This window comes from Vibrio crassostreae, from assembly GCF_024347415.1.
Classification (GTDB): domain Bacteria; phylum Pseudomonadota; class Gammaproteobacteria; order Enterobacterales; family Vibrionaceae; genus Vibrio; species Vibrio crassostreae.
The window spans coordinates 1547412-1562203 of the sequence record NZ_AP025477.1; the positions used below are offsets into that span (position 1 = coordinate 1547412).

A 14792-nucleotide genomic window follows, 5' to 3' on the forward strand; every position below is an offset into this window, starting at 1 on the left:
TCACAAATACAGTGTGAGCCATTTATTGCTCATTAATTTTCAATAAACACTACAGTCTTGTTGCTCACTAAGATTCGACATAGTCGCTTCGATTCAGCGCATAGCGCACCATTTTTTGGTTCAATGTTCGACGAGGTAGATCCAAGTCTTGCATCACATCATTAATACGCCCTTGATAACGCACTAACGCATCGTGAATCACCTTGCGTTCAAAGCTCTGCACCTGCACCGCCAACGGAATTCCCGCTGTGGCAGACTCCGTTACCGAGTTGGGACGACACGCCAAGATATCCCCAACTGTTAGGCTCTCATCTAACGCAAAACGAATCGCGACATTGCGCAGCTCACGCACATTACCCGGCCACGCATAAGACAATAAAGCGTAACGATCAGCCTCACTGGCTATTCGTGTTTCGGGATTGGCTTCTTGGGTGAAGTGTTCAAACAAAAGTAAGGCATCTTCTTCGCGATCACTGAGTGGAGGTAAGTGCAGCTGTGCGACGTTCAAACGATAGAAAAGATCTTGGCGAAAATCAGGGTGATTGAGTAGATCGCTTTTCGAAGCAGACACCACTCGCAGGTCAACGTTTTGTTGCTGATTACCACCGACACGCTCAACAACATTGTCTTGTAGAGTTCGTAGAACCTTAACCTGCATCGACAATGGCATGCTCTCTATTTCATCAAGGAACACCGTGCCTTTGTCGGCAAATTCAAGCTTGCCAATACGTCGCTTGGCCGCACCAGTAAATGCTCCGGCTTCGTGTCCAAACAGCTCGCTTTCAAAGAGGTTTTCTGGAATCGCGCCACAGTTTAGCGGCACAAACGGATGAGGTTTTCGCTGGCTAAACTCATGCAGACAAGAGGCGACCAGCTCTTTACCGCAGCCGGTTTCACCATAAATGATCACATTGGTATCAATCGAGGCGACTTTTTGTATTTGCTCTCGTAATTCACACATCACTTTACTGCGGCCAATCAGAACCTGTTCAATACCCTTCAGGTTATCCAGATAGTTCTGACGACTGTTTCTGTCTTGGCCACTTTGATGTTTGTCGACCGCTTCAGATACCGTTTGAGAGAGGCGCTCTGGGTCGAATGGCTTTTCAATGAAATCATACGCCCCTTGTTGTAACGCTTTCACGGCCATATCGACATCACCGTGACCAGTGATCAAGATGACAGGTACCTCAGGTACTAACTGCTTAAATCGCGCAAGCAACTCAACGCCGTCTATATCAGGTAAACGAACGTCGGTGATGATGGTTTGGAAATCACCCTGCTCTACCGCGTTTAACGCATCTTGCCCAACCTCAAATGCGGTGACATCGAAGCACGCTAATTGTAACCATTGGCTGGTTGCTTGACGCACAATTGCATCATCTTCAATCAAAGCTATACGCTGCATGGTTTGGTTCCGCCACTTACCTCTGAATAATGTCGCCTACGGTATGTAAAAAATCCGCAGACGAAAAGGAGCTAGCTCCCACTTTGAATAACACTCCTTTAACAGTTTTATAATGTTTGCTAGCTTCAACTTGTCTCACTCTCCATTCGCTTAAAAAGCAAACAGAAAACCTTCTCAAGTCACTAGTTTTAAAAGGATTTGATCAGCAATGATGAATAACAATCGATATTGGTTATTCCTATGTGCCTGTTTATTAATTGGTTTGGTTCAGGTAACCACCAAAAGTGGTATAAGCCAATGGAAGCTCGAACAAGCCCAACGCTATGCAGAACAGCGCTTCCTCGGATACATTGCCGAAGCCAGACGTACCCTGAAACGCTTCTATTATCTGCCCTACCTAGTGACGAACGATGAAACCAGTGTACGTTTCATTGATGGTGAAGCCCGCCTTGAAAAACGCATTAAGAAACAGCTGATTCAACTGGATAAAGCGGCCAACACCAAGGGCTGGTATCTGCTTTCTGGCGAAGGTGATTTGTTGGTATCGAGTGTAGAAAGAAGCAAGCTGAGTAAAAAGAATGCCAGTACGATAGTGTCTAAGATCCACCAACAAGGTGGAGCTATCTCTGTAGTGACAAAAAATAAAGGCGTGACGCCCGATTACTTCATTGCCGCGCCCGTTTATCGAGCGTCAGATGTGGTCGGCATTGTCGCAGTGCAGATCGATCTATCGCTACTGACCGACCAATGGTTTACCGATGGGGAAGCGATACTGTTCCAAAACCCTCGTGACCAGTTCTTTCTTTCCAGTGATCACCGATTGAGTGCCGATTGGTTCAATGAAAATTTTACTTCACAACCGCTCGCCACAAAGCGTGAACTGTACGATCAAACCCACATTCAAGTATGGCGACTAAAAAATAAAGATTACCTTATTCAGTCGATCAAGTTAGACGATCTCAATTGGCGTTTGACCTACCTAACGCCGTTAACCAGCCTCAACCAGACCACTAACTGGATAAGCTGGAGCGTCGCGGTTGGCTGCCTTTTCATTCTGCTGTTGCTGGTTATTCTTTATCAAAGACGTCAGAAAAAACTCAGTAATCTGCGAATCCAAAAGCTCATCGAAGAGTCAGAAAAACGACTGTCTGGAATGATCAATAAAACCCACGTTGGGCTGGTGCTGATCGATAAACATGGTCATATCCACGATATTAACCTGATGGCGAAGAACTACTTTTGCCTTTCTGATTCGATGATCAGCAACATCAAGGCGTGGCAGCTGTTTGAGGCAGGTAATCCGAATTCGACCACATTGCAGCTACTCAAGAACTTGGAACAACACCAAGAACTGGCTGAAATCACCAGTGTTGAAACCATGGCAAGACGCAGCGATGGCAGCTACTTCCCGGTGTTGTTCTCTATTAGCCCCTTTCCTTGGCATGCCACAACCTATTACCTGTGTACTGTGATTGATATCAGTAAACGTAAAAAAGCGGAGATCGCGGTTCAGGAAGCCAATAAAACACTTCAATTGAGGGTAGAAGAGCGAACGCAAGACCTCAAAGATGCACAACAAGAGTTGGTTGAATCAAGCAAACTTGCCGCATTAGGGCGGATGTCGAGTGCGATCACTCATGAGCTTAATCAACCGCTTACCGGTCTAAAAACTCTGCTTTCGAGTAACCAGTTACTGATGGAAAGAGGCGAGACTAAGATGTTGAAAGCGAACATGGACTTGGTCATGAGCCTAATCGACAGAATGGCTAACATGACCAGCCAATTGAAGTCGTTCGCCTTTCAAAGACTTGAAAAGCCCTACCCAGTTTCACTGACTGACGCATTGCAAGAAATCCTACGTATTCATCAAGCCGAATTGGAAAACGTCGATATTCGCGTGCGTGTAGCTTCCAATATTTCGATGGTAATGGGAGAAGAGGCGCGGCTTCGTCAAGTGCTTGGCAACCTACTTAGAAATGCCGTCGATGCCACGAAAAATCAGAAACCAGCAACCATTGTTATCAGCGCTCATACCGAACAGCAGCGAGTTATCATCAAGGTTCAAGACAATGGCTGTGGCGTATCCGAAGACCAACTAGAAACCATTTTCGAACCCTTCCACACCAACAAAAAAATGGGCGAAGGGCTCGGGCTCGGACTCGCCATCACCGCTAACAATGTGCGCGATATGCAAGGTACCTTGATAGCGAAGAACAACCCAGATCAAGGCATGACATTCACGTTAACGCTACAAAACATTGATAGTGAGTAATCGCTTTCATTGGCTGAGGAATCGCACCCGATTGAGAAGCTAAAACTAAAAAACCGCCCACAGAGGGCGGTTTTGATTCAATTATTGGCGTGTGACTTACTTCGTTAATCCTTTAACGGCTTACTCCGCTAACTGCTTCAACAAGAGCTCTGTCGGACGAACAATCGCGATGATCGATTCATCGTAGATTTTCGCTGATTCAGACAGTATCGCTTGGTAGGCATTCGCATCTGATGCTCTAACTTTTTCACCCGCTTGTGCTTTAGCAATCAAGGTTAACGCCAAGTCTGCGACTTCCGCGGTTTTCTCTGCGACAACCACAGTCTCCACCGAAGACACATTACCTGCGAAGACAGTTTTAGCAGCCAGTGCAGCCGCTTTTGCTTGCTGATAATGCTGAACAAGTTGATCCAGCGCTTGTTGATTACCCGTCGCAACTTCGTTGACCAAATCTTGCATCTCGTACACAGCGTAGCTTTCCACTGGCAGCGCATCAACGAAGCGGTTTAAGCGCTCGTATTGGCTGTATAAAATGCCCTTAGGTTCAGTTGAGTTCCACTTCTCCCAGTTGCGAGCATAATATTGTGCTGGCTCGGTGTACTTGGCAAGCACGCGCAGGTCGTGAATATCTTGGCCTTTTGCAATGCGCTTCAACAACATGTCAGCATCCGCATGATGACGTAAGCCAACCGATACTTCAGACCATGTATCCATCGCTTTCATACGCTTGTACATGCTGCGTTCGTCCGTCAGTTCTGCATCAGACCAGAAGCGCTCTGCAATCGCATAGCTGCGCGGCCATAGGTAGTTTTCAACGGTGAGGCTGTCTTTATTTTCTAGCCACATAGTGATCTCGCCGCCCAAGATAAGCTCTTTTTCTTTGTCGGTTAATTCTGCAGGGTAACCACCGTTTGGTTCAGGGAGCACGCTGCCTTCAACATCACTGCTTGCAATCACTTCACCTGTGGTTGGCCAACGCACGTTACCCACCAGTTGGTAACTGCCTTCTGCAAAACCCTTTGCATTCAGGTTTAGGTTGAATTCGGTGTACGACATGAAGTTATCAAAGTGGCCAACAAAGGTTTTGCCCGGCACATAATCAAGGATGAAGATCTCTTCACGAGACTTACCGTTGTAATCACTGAATGCGCGGAAAGTGCCGTCTTTCGCTTCAATGATAGTCAGTGTTCCCTTACGTGGGCCGCCTTTTGAACGAGGCTTCTGCCATTGATACGTCACGAACTTTTCGCCACTGTGCAGCTTATCGTCAACCGTGATGCCGCTTGGCATTGGATCATTACGATAGTGGTAGCTAGTCGGCTGAGGTTGGTCTAGGTAGTAACCGGTAGACAGAATACCTGGGTAACCCTCTTTCGCTGCACGACCAATGCTGTCGTGCCCTTGCCAGCTTTGAATCACGATAGAGGTTGGCAGATCTTTATGCCAAATCTCATCCCAACCCGTCATCTTCTTGCCGCGCTCTTCCAGCATCTTTTCAACTTTTACGTTGAGGTAAGACTGTAAGCCGCGCTCACCATCGATATTGTTCTCTTCAATGAACTGTTGGTGCTTTTCGCTGTTTTTCCACTGCTCATAGTTCGGCTCATCTCCACCAATGTGGAAGTACTCATCTGGGAATAGTTCTGTCACTTCGTCGAACACGTCACCCAGCATTTCATAGAGCTCTGGGTTAAGTGGATCCATCAATGGCTCAAATACGCCCCAGCCACGTTCTTGGTCGTAGCTTTGACCTTCACCACCTGACATCAAGCGTGGGTAAGCGTGCGCCACAGCAGAAGAGTGGCCCGGCAAGGAGACTTCAGGAATCACACGAATACCAAGGTTACGAGCATACTCAACTAGGTAACGAACTTGGTCTTTGGTGTAGTAGTTGCCATCGGCGGTTTCAGACCACAGACGCGGCCAAGATTCCGTTTGAATGCGAATGCCTTGATCGTCCCAGAAGTGCCAATGGAACACGTTCATCTTCGCCGACGCCATCGCATCTAGCTGACGAATCAACACATCAAATTCAATGAAGTGACGCGAAGTATCGTAAGAGACACCACGCCAGCGGAAACGGGGCTCATCAACAATCGTGACAGCAGGAATGTGGTAGCCAGTCGCTGTCGTTTCAACGAGCTGTAAAAGGGTTTCGATGCCGTGAATTGTGCCGTATGGGCTTGGAGAGCTCAGCGTGATTTGTTCACCCTGAGTGGTAATTTTGTAGGACTCTACAGAGTCGATATTTTGTATTTCAGACTTTGGTGCTGCGTCGATATCTATGATCAGGTTTGCTTCGTCTTCGCTATCAACCTGCCAGTTTAAAATCGGTACGCCAGTTTGGCGCTCTAGGCGATCGATAAAGCGTTTCGCAGTGTATTCAACGCGATCAGAGTTAAAGCCTTTGATGTAAACCTTGAAGTTACCGTCGACCGTAACTTGCCCGGCTTGCAGCTCGACTGTCTGTGGATACGGCATTAAATTTAGATCGGTATTCGGAGCCATTGCTAACGCCATTGGGGACACTACTGAACCTGAAATCAATAGAGACAATATAGTTTTTTTCATTATTAGTTTTCCTATATAACGGGGGTTCTGTTTTGTTTATCGGAGGCAATTCACAAAACAGAACCATCAGCCACTGCTGTTGTTTATCGTGAGCTCAAAGCCTATCGCTTGTTAAAAACGAATGAGCTCACAATCTGATGACTAGCTAACCAACTCAACCGCTTCACGAACCAACACCGCGATCTCATCCCACTGCTCGTTCTCAATCATCTTCGGAGAAACCATCCACGTGCCACCACAACACACCACGCGATCCACCGCTAAGTATTCATTGACGTTGTGTTTACTAATACCACCTGTAGGCATTAGCGACACATCAACGTAAGGCGCTAGCAAAGATTTCACCATATTGATGCCACCAGACGCTTCAGCAGGGAAGAACTTCAAGAAGTTAAGACCTAGCTCCAACGCTTGCTCTACTTGGCTTGGGTTGTTTACGCCAGGAACGATTGGCATACCGATCTCTTGGCAACGTTTTACTGTGTTTGGATTCAAGCCCGGTGCTACGATGAATTCGCTGCCCGCCTCTTTCGCAAGGTCGATCTGCGCTGGCGTTAATACTGTACCAGCACCGATACACATCTCTGGGTAGGCATCACGCATCGCACGAATCGAATCCGCTGCTGCTTCGGTACGGAACGTCACTTCTGCTACTGGCAGGCCGTTTTCTACTAACACTTTTGCTAGTGGAATCGCATGTTCCACCTTGTTGATTTGGATAACAGGGATAACTTTGAACTGCTTAAGTGTGTTGATCATTTCTTGAGACATAATAAATTCGCTTTGTTTTTCTATTTTTTAATTAAGTGATTCATAGCGCTCACGGGGATGATCGCGCCAGAGTATTGAATAACGGTAGAAGCCAGTTGGTGACCTAGTTCAGCTGCATCGGTGGTGCTCTCACCTGTAAGGCGCGCCGCCAGATAACCCGCGGCAAAGGAGTCACCCGCCGCGCAAGTGTCAACCACGTTCGCAACAGCTGTCGCTGATACGTAGCTTTCTACTACCTTGCCGCTTTCTACCTGAACGATTTTGCATGGCTCACAGCCACGTTTGATGACGATCTCTTGGCAGCCTAAGCGAAGGCAGCGTTGTTGAACGCTCTCGCCATTGCCCCAAACCAGCAGGTCGTCGTCTTCGGTAATCAGTGCAATGTCGACCAATGGTAGTAACTTGGCGTACCAATGCTGAGCTTGTTCAGTCGCCCAAAGTTGCGGGCGATAGTTGTTATCAAAAATCAGCTTGCCGCCTTGATTTGAGAACACGCCAATGGCTTTCAACAGGCGCTCACGAGAGGCGTCATCTAAAATCGCGATACTGATACCGCTAATGTAAACCGCATCGACTTGTTTCTCGGTCAGGGCGATTTCAAGCTTATTCAGCTCACTAGATTGAAAGTAAGATTTGACTGCCGCGTCGTTGCGCCAGTAATGAAAGTGTCGCTCGCCTGTCTCGTCGGTTTCAACCATGTAGAGTCCAGGAAGCTTGTTCGCAATGCGTTCGACGAAATTGGTTTGAATGCCTTCTAGCTGCCAGCTATCAATCATATTTTGAGACAGCTCATCACTGCCAAGCCCTGTCGCATAGTGCACAGAGATGTTTTGATGTTGAGTTAAGCGAGAAAGGTAAAGTGCGGTATTAAGTGTATCACCGCCAAACTTTTTGGTTAATGGAGAGCCGCTGATTTCGACCATACATTCGCCAAAGAAAGCAATATTGAAATGAGAAGATGCAGGCATAGCCGATCCTAAAATAGAGAGATACATGGGGGGAAAAGGCCCTGCCACTAAGCAGGGCCTGAATTAAGCAAACCAGTTGTGGAGACTAGGTTTAGCTTGTTTGATTTGCAGGACGTTGAGGTGCCGCTTCTTCTTCAAGTACGCCAGTCTCAGACATTTCCATCTCCATCAGAGCACGCTCGTCATCAAGAATCGCTTTTGCCATTTCAGGTGTTACTTGGTTAGCCGGAGTCACGAGGCTCACAACCACACCTGCCGTTAGAGCAAACAGACATGAAGGAATCACAGGGTTACCCCAGAAGGCGGTGTAGTCAGCGTTTAGCATTACTACGAATGAAGCTACAGAAGCACCCGCTAGCGTTGCAAGCGCACCTTGCCAGTTGTAGCGTTTCCAGAATTTACCCAACATACCGCACACAAACATGCCCGACATAACCGTTGAAATCATCTTAGTGATGTAGCCAATGATGTCGTTTGACGTCAGTGCGAACAGCAGTGCGAAGCCAATCACCACAACCAAAGCTAGACGAGAGTAGTTCAACATTGATTCTTTGTTTGGTACGCGGCCTGTGAACATCACGTACACGTCACGCAGTAAGATAGATACACCGGCAATCGCATCTGAGCTTGCGCTCGACATAGTTGCAGATAGACCTGCGATAAGAACAATCATGCCTACGCCAACAGGAAGAACCGTTGCAGCTACGTAAGGGAACGAGTAGTTCGGGTTATCCAATGATGGGTCGATTGCGTGTGCAGCCATACCAATGATTGCTGGAATGATAGAGAAGAAAAGATACAACACACCAGAAGCAACGAACGAGCGACGGATAGTTGAAACATCTTTACCAGAGTAGATACGCTGACGGAATGAAGGTGTTGCAAGTACACCCACACCGATAACCACAGCCAGAGAAACAGCAGGCAGAATGCCCAGTTTATCGATTGCTAAAAAGCTTGTAGCAGCAGGGTCCATCGCAGCGTAAAGGTTGTCCATGCCACCAATGTGATCAACAGACATTACCGCCATTAGGATGAAGCCAGCAAAAAGGATGATTGCTTGAATCGTATCGGTCCATACAACTGCTGTGTAGCCACCGATAACAACATAGATAGTGAATGCCGCTGCAATAATGATTTTCGCAAGGTTAAGGTCGATGTCTGCAATCCACGCTAGGTACATGCCACCACCTAGAATGTGCGCACCTAACCAACCGATTGACGCGACAAAGATAAGTAGGCCAACCACGTTTTTCACGATTCGGTTAGCGCCTACGTAGTAAGCCAGCTCTTCACTCATGGTCATGAAGTTCAGTTTACGAACCGGAGCAAACCAAAGTGCAAGCAATAGGATGCCTACAGCACCGCCAATTCCGTACAGTGCACCTGCCCAGCCATTTGCGTAGCCGAAGCCAACCGCGCCCATACTTGAACCCGTGCCGACCATAGTCGCAACTGTGGTACCAAGTACTAAGAATAATGGCAGGCCACGGCCGCCTAATAAGAAATCTTCGCCAGATTTTTGATTACGCGAGACAAACCAGCCTAACCAAATTAAAAAACATACGTACACGCCGAAGCCTGTAAGAAAAAGTGTGCTGTTCATTTGACACCTCTCAGTGAAATATTGAGTTCATTCTTGAACTTTATTTATGATTCATTCATTTTTATATTTCATATAATTACTTTATTGATTTTATCTATTTTAATTAAAGTAATTTTTATAAATGTAGGGTGAGAGTATTAAAGGATAATAACAGGGATGACTAACCCCTAATACTCTCTAAGTAGGTAATTGTGATTAGGTTATTACTAAACGCGATCAGCGCGGTAGCAAGTCACATCTACTTCAACCTTCACGTCTACAACTAGGTCGCAAACCATGCAGATACGAGCCGGAGGGTTAGCACCGAAGAACTCTTTGAATACCTTATTAAAAGATTGGAAGTAACGAGAATCCGTTAGCACAACCTTTACGTGCATTACGTCTTCTAGGCCGTAGCCCGCTTCAGTCATGATATCGACACAGTTTTGGATCGCTAGACGAGACTGGTCAACAATTCCACCCTCTACCACTTCACCATCTGTCATCGGTGTCTGGCCAGAAACGTACAGGAAACCACCCGCTTCAGTTGCGCGTGCAAATGGTAAATGTTGTCCGCCTGTACCTGTACCGCCTTCAACACCGTAACGTTTAATAGTCATTTTTTAACTCCACTTCTTTATAGATAATATTGGTTCTATTCCAATATATTTAAATTAATTCGTCGTTTTCTTATTACAGTCTATTTAATAAAATAATTAAATTCTAATTACGGTAAATAAAAACGCCTGAACGATTATTTTTCACTTTTCCTTTTTGGTAAGTTAACTCACCATTTACAAATACACTTTCGATTCCCTCAGCAACTGAAATAGGGTTTTCAAATGTTGCTGTGTCTTTAATACTCTTTGGATCAAATAAAACTAAATCGGCAAATGCGTCTTGGCGAATCTCACCTCTTCCCGCGAGGTTATAGCGCTTCGCAGACATTCCGGTCATTTTGTGAATCGCTTCTGGTAGCGCGAACAGTTTTTCATCTCGGCAGTAATGACCTAAGACTTTCGGGAAGGTACCCCACAATCTTGGATGTGGATGCGGGTCATTAGGTAAACCATCAGAACCAACCATGGTCAGCTTGTATTTCAATACGCGCTTTACGTCGTTCTCATCCATACAGTGGTAAACCGCACCTGCTGGTTGAAGCGCTTTTGCTGCGTCCATCAACGGTAGGTTCATCTCATCAGCAATCTGCTTAAGCGTTTTGCCTGCATGTTCTGGCTTTGCTTTAGACCAAGTGATGAAGATATCGAAATCGTCTGTCACCTGTTTCAGATCTAATGTCGAAGAGCTCGCTGAGTATGGGTAGCAGTCACAAGACACATCTTGGTGCTCAGAAACCTTGTCCATCAAATCAAGAACTTCAACAGTTCTGCCCCAGTTGCCCGCACCTGCACATTTAAGGTGAGAGATAACAACCGGCACTTTCGCGTATTGTCCTGTCTCAAACGCCTCTTCCATCGCGCTTAAGATCTCTTCAAATTCGGTACGCATATGCGTGGTATAGATGCCGCCGTGACTAGAAAGCACTTTCGCTAACTGCATCACTTCGTTGGCATTCGCTTGTTTAGCGCTGGCGTAAGCCAAACCCGAGCTCAAACCTAATGCGCCTTGCGCCATCGCCAAATCAAGGTTGGTTTGCATCGCTGCGATTTCGTCTTCGCTTGCAGTGCGCTGCAGGTCGTCCATCACTTGGTTACGCAATGTCGTATGGCCAACTAACGCTGCAACGTTTACTGCGGGTTGAGCTTGCTCTACCGCTTGTGCATACGCGGCGAAAGTTGGGTATTTAAAGTCAGCTTGTGCGCCTAAAAGATTCATTGGGTCTGGTGGATCGCCAGCCAAAACGGTTGGTGATGCGCTGATACCACAGTTACCAACAATCACGGTTGTGACACCTTGGCTGATCTTAGGCAGGCAGTCTGGGTAACGAATTACATTGGTATCGTCATGTGTGTGTACATCGATAAAACCAGGAGCCAATGCTAAGCCTGCTCCCTCAACTAACTGGCTACAATCTTCATGATCGATTTTGCCAATTTCGGCGATTTTTCCATCTCGGATTGCTACATCTGCACAAAACGATTGTTCGCCGGTGCCATCAAACACCTCTACATTTTTAATTATCGTATCGAACAACATTTCTCACTCTCTCAATCCACTTTGTTGATGGAGCTATATTAGAAATCCAGCCGATTATTTTCAGTGACAAAACACACATAATATTTTAATTTGTGTGATAGTTTCTATCACAAAACACATTACAGATATATTTAAACATTAAATAACAACCACTTAAATCATGTTAGGAATCAGCAATGAAACATAACCCTGCACAAAAAGATGTTATAAAGTATCAAAAAGATAGTTTCATCTTGACTGAAAAAGGCCAAAAAGGGAGAGCAATATCACAATCTGAGAACGGTATTTATCGATTGGTTGATGAAGACATTTCGCTTCCGGTAGCAATTATCAAACAATCAGCGTTGACCAATAACCTGAATTGGATGCAATCATTCGCCGATCATCACCAGGTTAAATTGTCGCCACACGGCAAAACATCGATGACACCTGACTTCTTCCGTCAACAGCTAGAAAATGGCGCTTGGGGAATTACGGTTGCGACACCTGCACAAGCAGAAATTGCAGCAATGGCAGGCGCAAAAAGAATCATCATGGCTAACCAATTGGTAGGAAAAACCAATATGGCGATCATCGAACAGCTTATTAATAAGTTCGAGGTTGATTTCTATTGCTGTGTGGATTCGTCAGTCAACGTGCAGCAACTCAACCAATATTTCGCCAACAAAAAGCAGACGCTAAAAGTGCTAATCGAGTTTGGTGTTCCGGGTGGGCGTTGTGGTTGTCGTTCACCTCAAGAGGTTCTAGAGCTGGCGCAAACTATCCAAGATTCGCCTGCGCTTTCGCTAGCGGGTATTGAGGTATACGAGGGTGTGATTCATGGCGACAATGCCGAGCAAGACATTCGTACCTTCTTAAACCAAGCGCTCACTTCGGTCGAAAGCCTCGCATCAGACGGCTTAATTACCGGTCAACCTATCATCACTGGCGCTGGTTCAGCTTGGTATGACGTGGTGGCAGAATGTTTGGCGAACCTAACTGATTACTTAGCGATTATCCGCCCAGGTTGTTATGCCATTCACGATACTGGGATCTACCTCGATGCACAAAGCAAGGTGTTGCAACGTGCGCAAGTAAACCAAGGTTACGCGTGTGAATTGGGTGGTGATTTAGAGTCGGCACTTGAGGTGTGGGCGTATGTTATCTCTCGTCCCGAGCCAACCAAACTGGTGATCGGGCTAGGTAAGCGTGATGTGGCCTTCGATGCGGGTTTACCTATTGCCGAGCGCGGCTATCGCAATGGCGAAGCTATCTCAGTGAAAGGCTTAACTGCTACCGCGGTAATGGATCAGCACACCTTTGTGGAAACGGACGGTTCTGCTGAGATTGAAGTGGGCGACATGATTGCGTTTTCAACCTCACACCCATGTTTAACCTTCGACAAATGGCGCTACATTGCCATCAGCGATGACGATCATCAGGTCAGCCACTGGGTAGAAACCTGCTTCTAGTTCGATTTTTCAATAAGCTAGAATCAGCGAAGCAATAAGATATACTAACGGGGCTAAGGCTTAGCCCCATCAACAAAGGATCAGGATTCTTGAGTTTAGAAGTAGATATCATTTCACAGATAACCGAGCGTTTTCCCGCTCTTCGTGATGCAGAGAAAAAAGTCGCCAAGCTGATCATGGACGACATTGATTTTGCAGCCAATGCCAGTATCACAGAGCTTGCTGAAGGTGCTCAAGTCAGTGAAGCCACGATAACCCGTTTTGCTAAGGCGATCGGCTGTAACAACGTGCGTGATATGAAAATCAAGCTTGCTCAAACCCTAACCGTCGGCCAGCGCTTTATTCTTGAACCGGTAAACCAAACGGGCTATCAAGGTATCTACGAATCGATCAAGCAGAGCCTAGACATCAACCGCACTCTGTTCAAAGAGCAAGACGTTGAAACCGCAGTCAGCTGGCTGCATAACGCCAGACAGATCATTGCTATTGGTATGGGTGGTGGTTCAACCATAGCTTCTCAAGAGCTGCAACATCGACTGTTTCGTTTAGGCTACCCAGTGGTGTCGTACAACGATGGCTTAATGTCACGTATGGTTGCTGCCACGGCCGATGCCAATGACGTGATGGTGATGATTTCCGCGACTGGTTTTACACCAGTGATCACTGAAACGGCAGAGCTGGCCAAGCAGTATGGACTTAAGATCATCGCGATTACTCCACAAGACACACCGCTGGCAAAGATTGCGGATATCTTGTTGCCAATCAAGCATATGGAAACCGACTTCATCTACAAACCATCGGCTTCTCGCTACGCTATGTTGGCGTTAGTGGATGTGCTTTCTATGGGCATGGCAGTCAATCATAAAAACCGTTCGCGCGACAAACTGCGTCGCTTGAAGGTTGCGCTCGATTCCTACCGAGGCGGTGGCGACCGACAGCCTCTCGGTGATTAACGAATCAAGGATAGAATGGGCTTAAATTCTGGTGCGCGGCAATCTTTTACTAGCTCGTATAAGCTCATTTCCAATCCTGTGATTTGGACACCAGCATCCGTTAGTCGACGGATTGCCAGTTTCTTATTAAGTGCCGTTCGCGAGCTAATACAGTCACTAACCACCTGAACCTTGTACCCAAGGTCCAACAACCCCTTTGCGGTTTGATAGACACAAATATGAGCCTCAATGCCACACACCAACCACGTATCCACATCTTTGGCTTGCACTGCCTCAACAAACTTAGGCTCGTTACACGCATTGAAAGTAAATTTTGGTATCGGCTTAGCATCACTCAGCAGGTCATTCAGCTCGTCGACCGTAGCACCTAACTTCTCTGGATTCTGCTCCAAGCTAACAATAGGCAGCCCCAAAACCTGCGCACCCTTAATCAACTTTCCACAGTTAGAGATCAGCGTATCGCTGTCATCAACAAGGCGTGCTAGCTTGCCTTGTACGTCCACAACCACCAAACCTGTGTTTACTCTGTTTAACATCCAACTCCCCTTGTTATCACTAAAAACAGCGTACTGATCTGCTCTCAATAAACACCAAAATAAATACTACAATAAAACAAATGAGCAATTAGTTATGCACTATTTTTCAAACAGTTAGAA

At 46.4% G+C, this 14792-nt stretch carries 11 protein-coding genes; 3 read left to right on the plus strand and 8 right to left on the minus strand.

The annotated features are described in order from the left end of the window. Nucleotides 1-67 precede the first annotated feature (67 nt). Nucleotides 68-1408, minus strand: a complete 1341-nt coding sequence (locus tag OC193_RS22610) for a sigma-54-dependent transcriptional regulator (RefSeq protein ID WP_048664455.1) — start codon at nucleotides 1406-1408, stop codon at nucleotides 68-70. Between the two features lie 208 nt (nucleotides 1409-1616). Between OC193_RS22610 and OC193_RS22615 the strand changes: the two genes are divergently transcribed. Continuing rightward, nucleotides 1617-3680, plus strand: coding sequence for an ATP-binding protein (locus OC193_RS22615; protein ID WP_048664454.1), 2064 nt, complete (start codon nucleotides 1617-1619; stop codon nucleotides 3678-3680). A 120-nt stretch (nucleotides 3681-3800) separates the two neighbouring features. Here OC193_RS22615 and OC193_RS22620 read toward each other — a convergent pair whose 3' ends face one another. The 6 genes from OC193_RS22620 to OC193_RS22645 all read right to left on the minus strand — a co-directional run bounded on the left by OC193_RS22620 (nucleotide 3801) and on the right by OC193_RS22645 (nucleotide 11732). Beyond that, nucleotides 3801-6251, minus strand: a complete 2451-nt coding sequence (locus OC193_RS22620; RefSeq protein WP_048664453.1) for a family 20 glycosylhydrolase — start codon at nucleotides 6249-6251, stop codon at nucleotides 3801-3803. A gap of 141 nt (nucleotides 6252-6392) precedes the next feature. Then, nucleotides 6393-7022 carry a bifunctional 4-hydroxy-2-oxoglutarate aldolase/2-dehydro-3-deoxy-phosphogluconate aldolase gene (locus OC193_RS22625; protein WP_048660493.1) on the minus strand — a complete coding sequence of 210 codons (630 nt, stop codon included), beginning with the start codon at nucleotides 7020-7022 and terminating at the stop codon, nucleotides 6393-6395. Nucleotides 7023-7042: 20 nt separating this feature from the next. After that, entirely contained in the window at nucleotides 7043-7990 is a 948-nt protein-coding gene (locus tag OC193_RS22630; RefSeq protein ID WP_048664452.1) for a sugar kinase, read from the minus strand. Between the two features lie 91 nt (nucleotides 7991-8081). Beyond that, nucleotides 8082-9596 carry a sodium:solute symporter family protein gene (locus OC193_RS22635; RefSeq protein WP_048664451.1) on the minus strand — a complete coding sequence of 505 codons (1515 nt, stop codon included), beginning with the start codon at nucleotides 9594-9596 and terminating at the stop codon, nucleotides 8082-8084. 206 nt (nucleotides 9597-9802) lie between these two features. Further along, nucleotides 9803-10195 (minus strand): RidA family protein, encoded by a 393-nt coding sequence (locus OC193_RS22640; RefSeq protein ID WP_017065166.1) that lies wholly within the window; start codon nucleotides 10193-10195, stop codon nucleotides 9803-9805. Between the two features lie 103 nt (nucleotides 10196-10298). Next, nucleotides 10299-11732: an N-acyl-D-amino-acid deacylase family protein gene (locus OC193_RS22645; protein ID WP_048664450.1), complete on the minus strand. Its 1434-nt coding sequence runs from the start codon at nucleotides 11730-11732 to the stop codon at nucleotides 10299-10301. Between the two features lie 176 nt (nucleotides 11733-11908). Here OC193_RS22645 and OC193_RS22650 point away from each other — a divergent pair, with 176 nt between their 5' ends. Together OC193_RS22650 and OC193_RS22655 are read left to right on the plus strand one after the other, a co-directional pair. Next, nucleotides 11909-13183 (plus strand): amino acid deaminase, encoded by a 1275-nt coding sequence (locus OC193_RS22650; protein WP_048664449.1) that lies wholly within the window; start codon nucleotides 11909-11911, stop codon nucleotides 13181-13183. Nucleotides 13184-13272: 89 nt separating this feature from the next. After that, nucleotides 13273-14136, plus strand: coding sequence for a MurR/RpiR family transcriptional regulator (locus tag OC193_RS22655; RefSeq protein ID WP_048660500.1), 864 nt, complete (start codon nucleotides 13273-13275; stop codon nucleotides 14134-14136). On the opposite strand, the gene OC193_RS22660 is transcribed toward OC193_RS22655, so the two are convergent. Continuing rightward, nucleotides 14133-14672, minus strand: coding sequence for a hydrolase (locus OC193_RS22660; RefSeq protein ID WP_048660501.1), 540 nt, complete (start codon nucleotides 14670-14672; stop codon nucleotides 14133-14135). The two genes, OC193_RS22655 and OC193_RS22660, sit on opposite strands and share 4 nt — an antisense overlap. Nucleotides 14673-14792 lie beyond the last annotated feature (120 nt).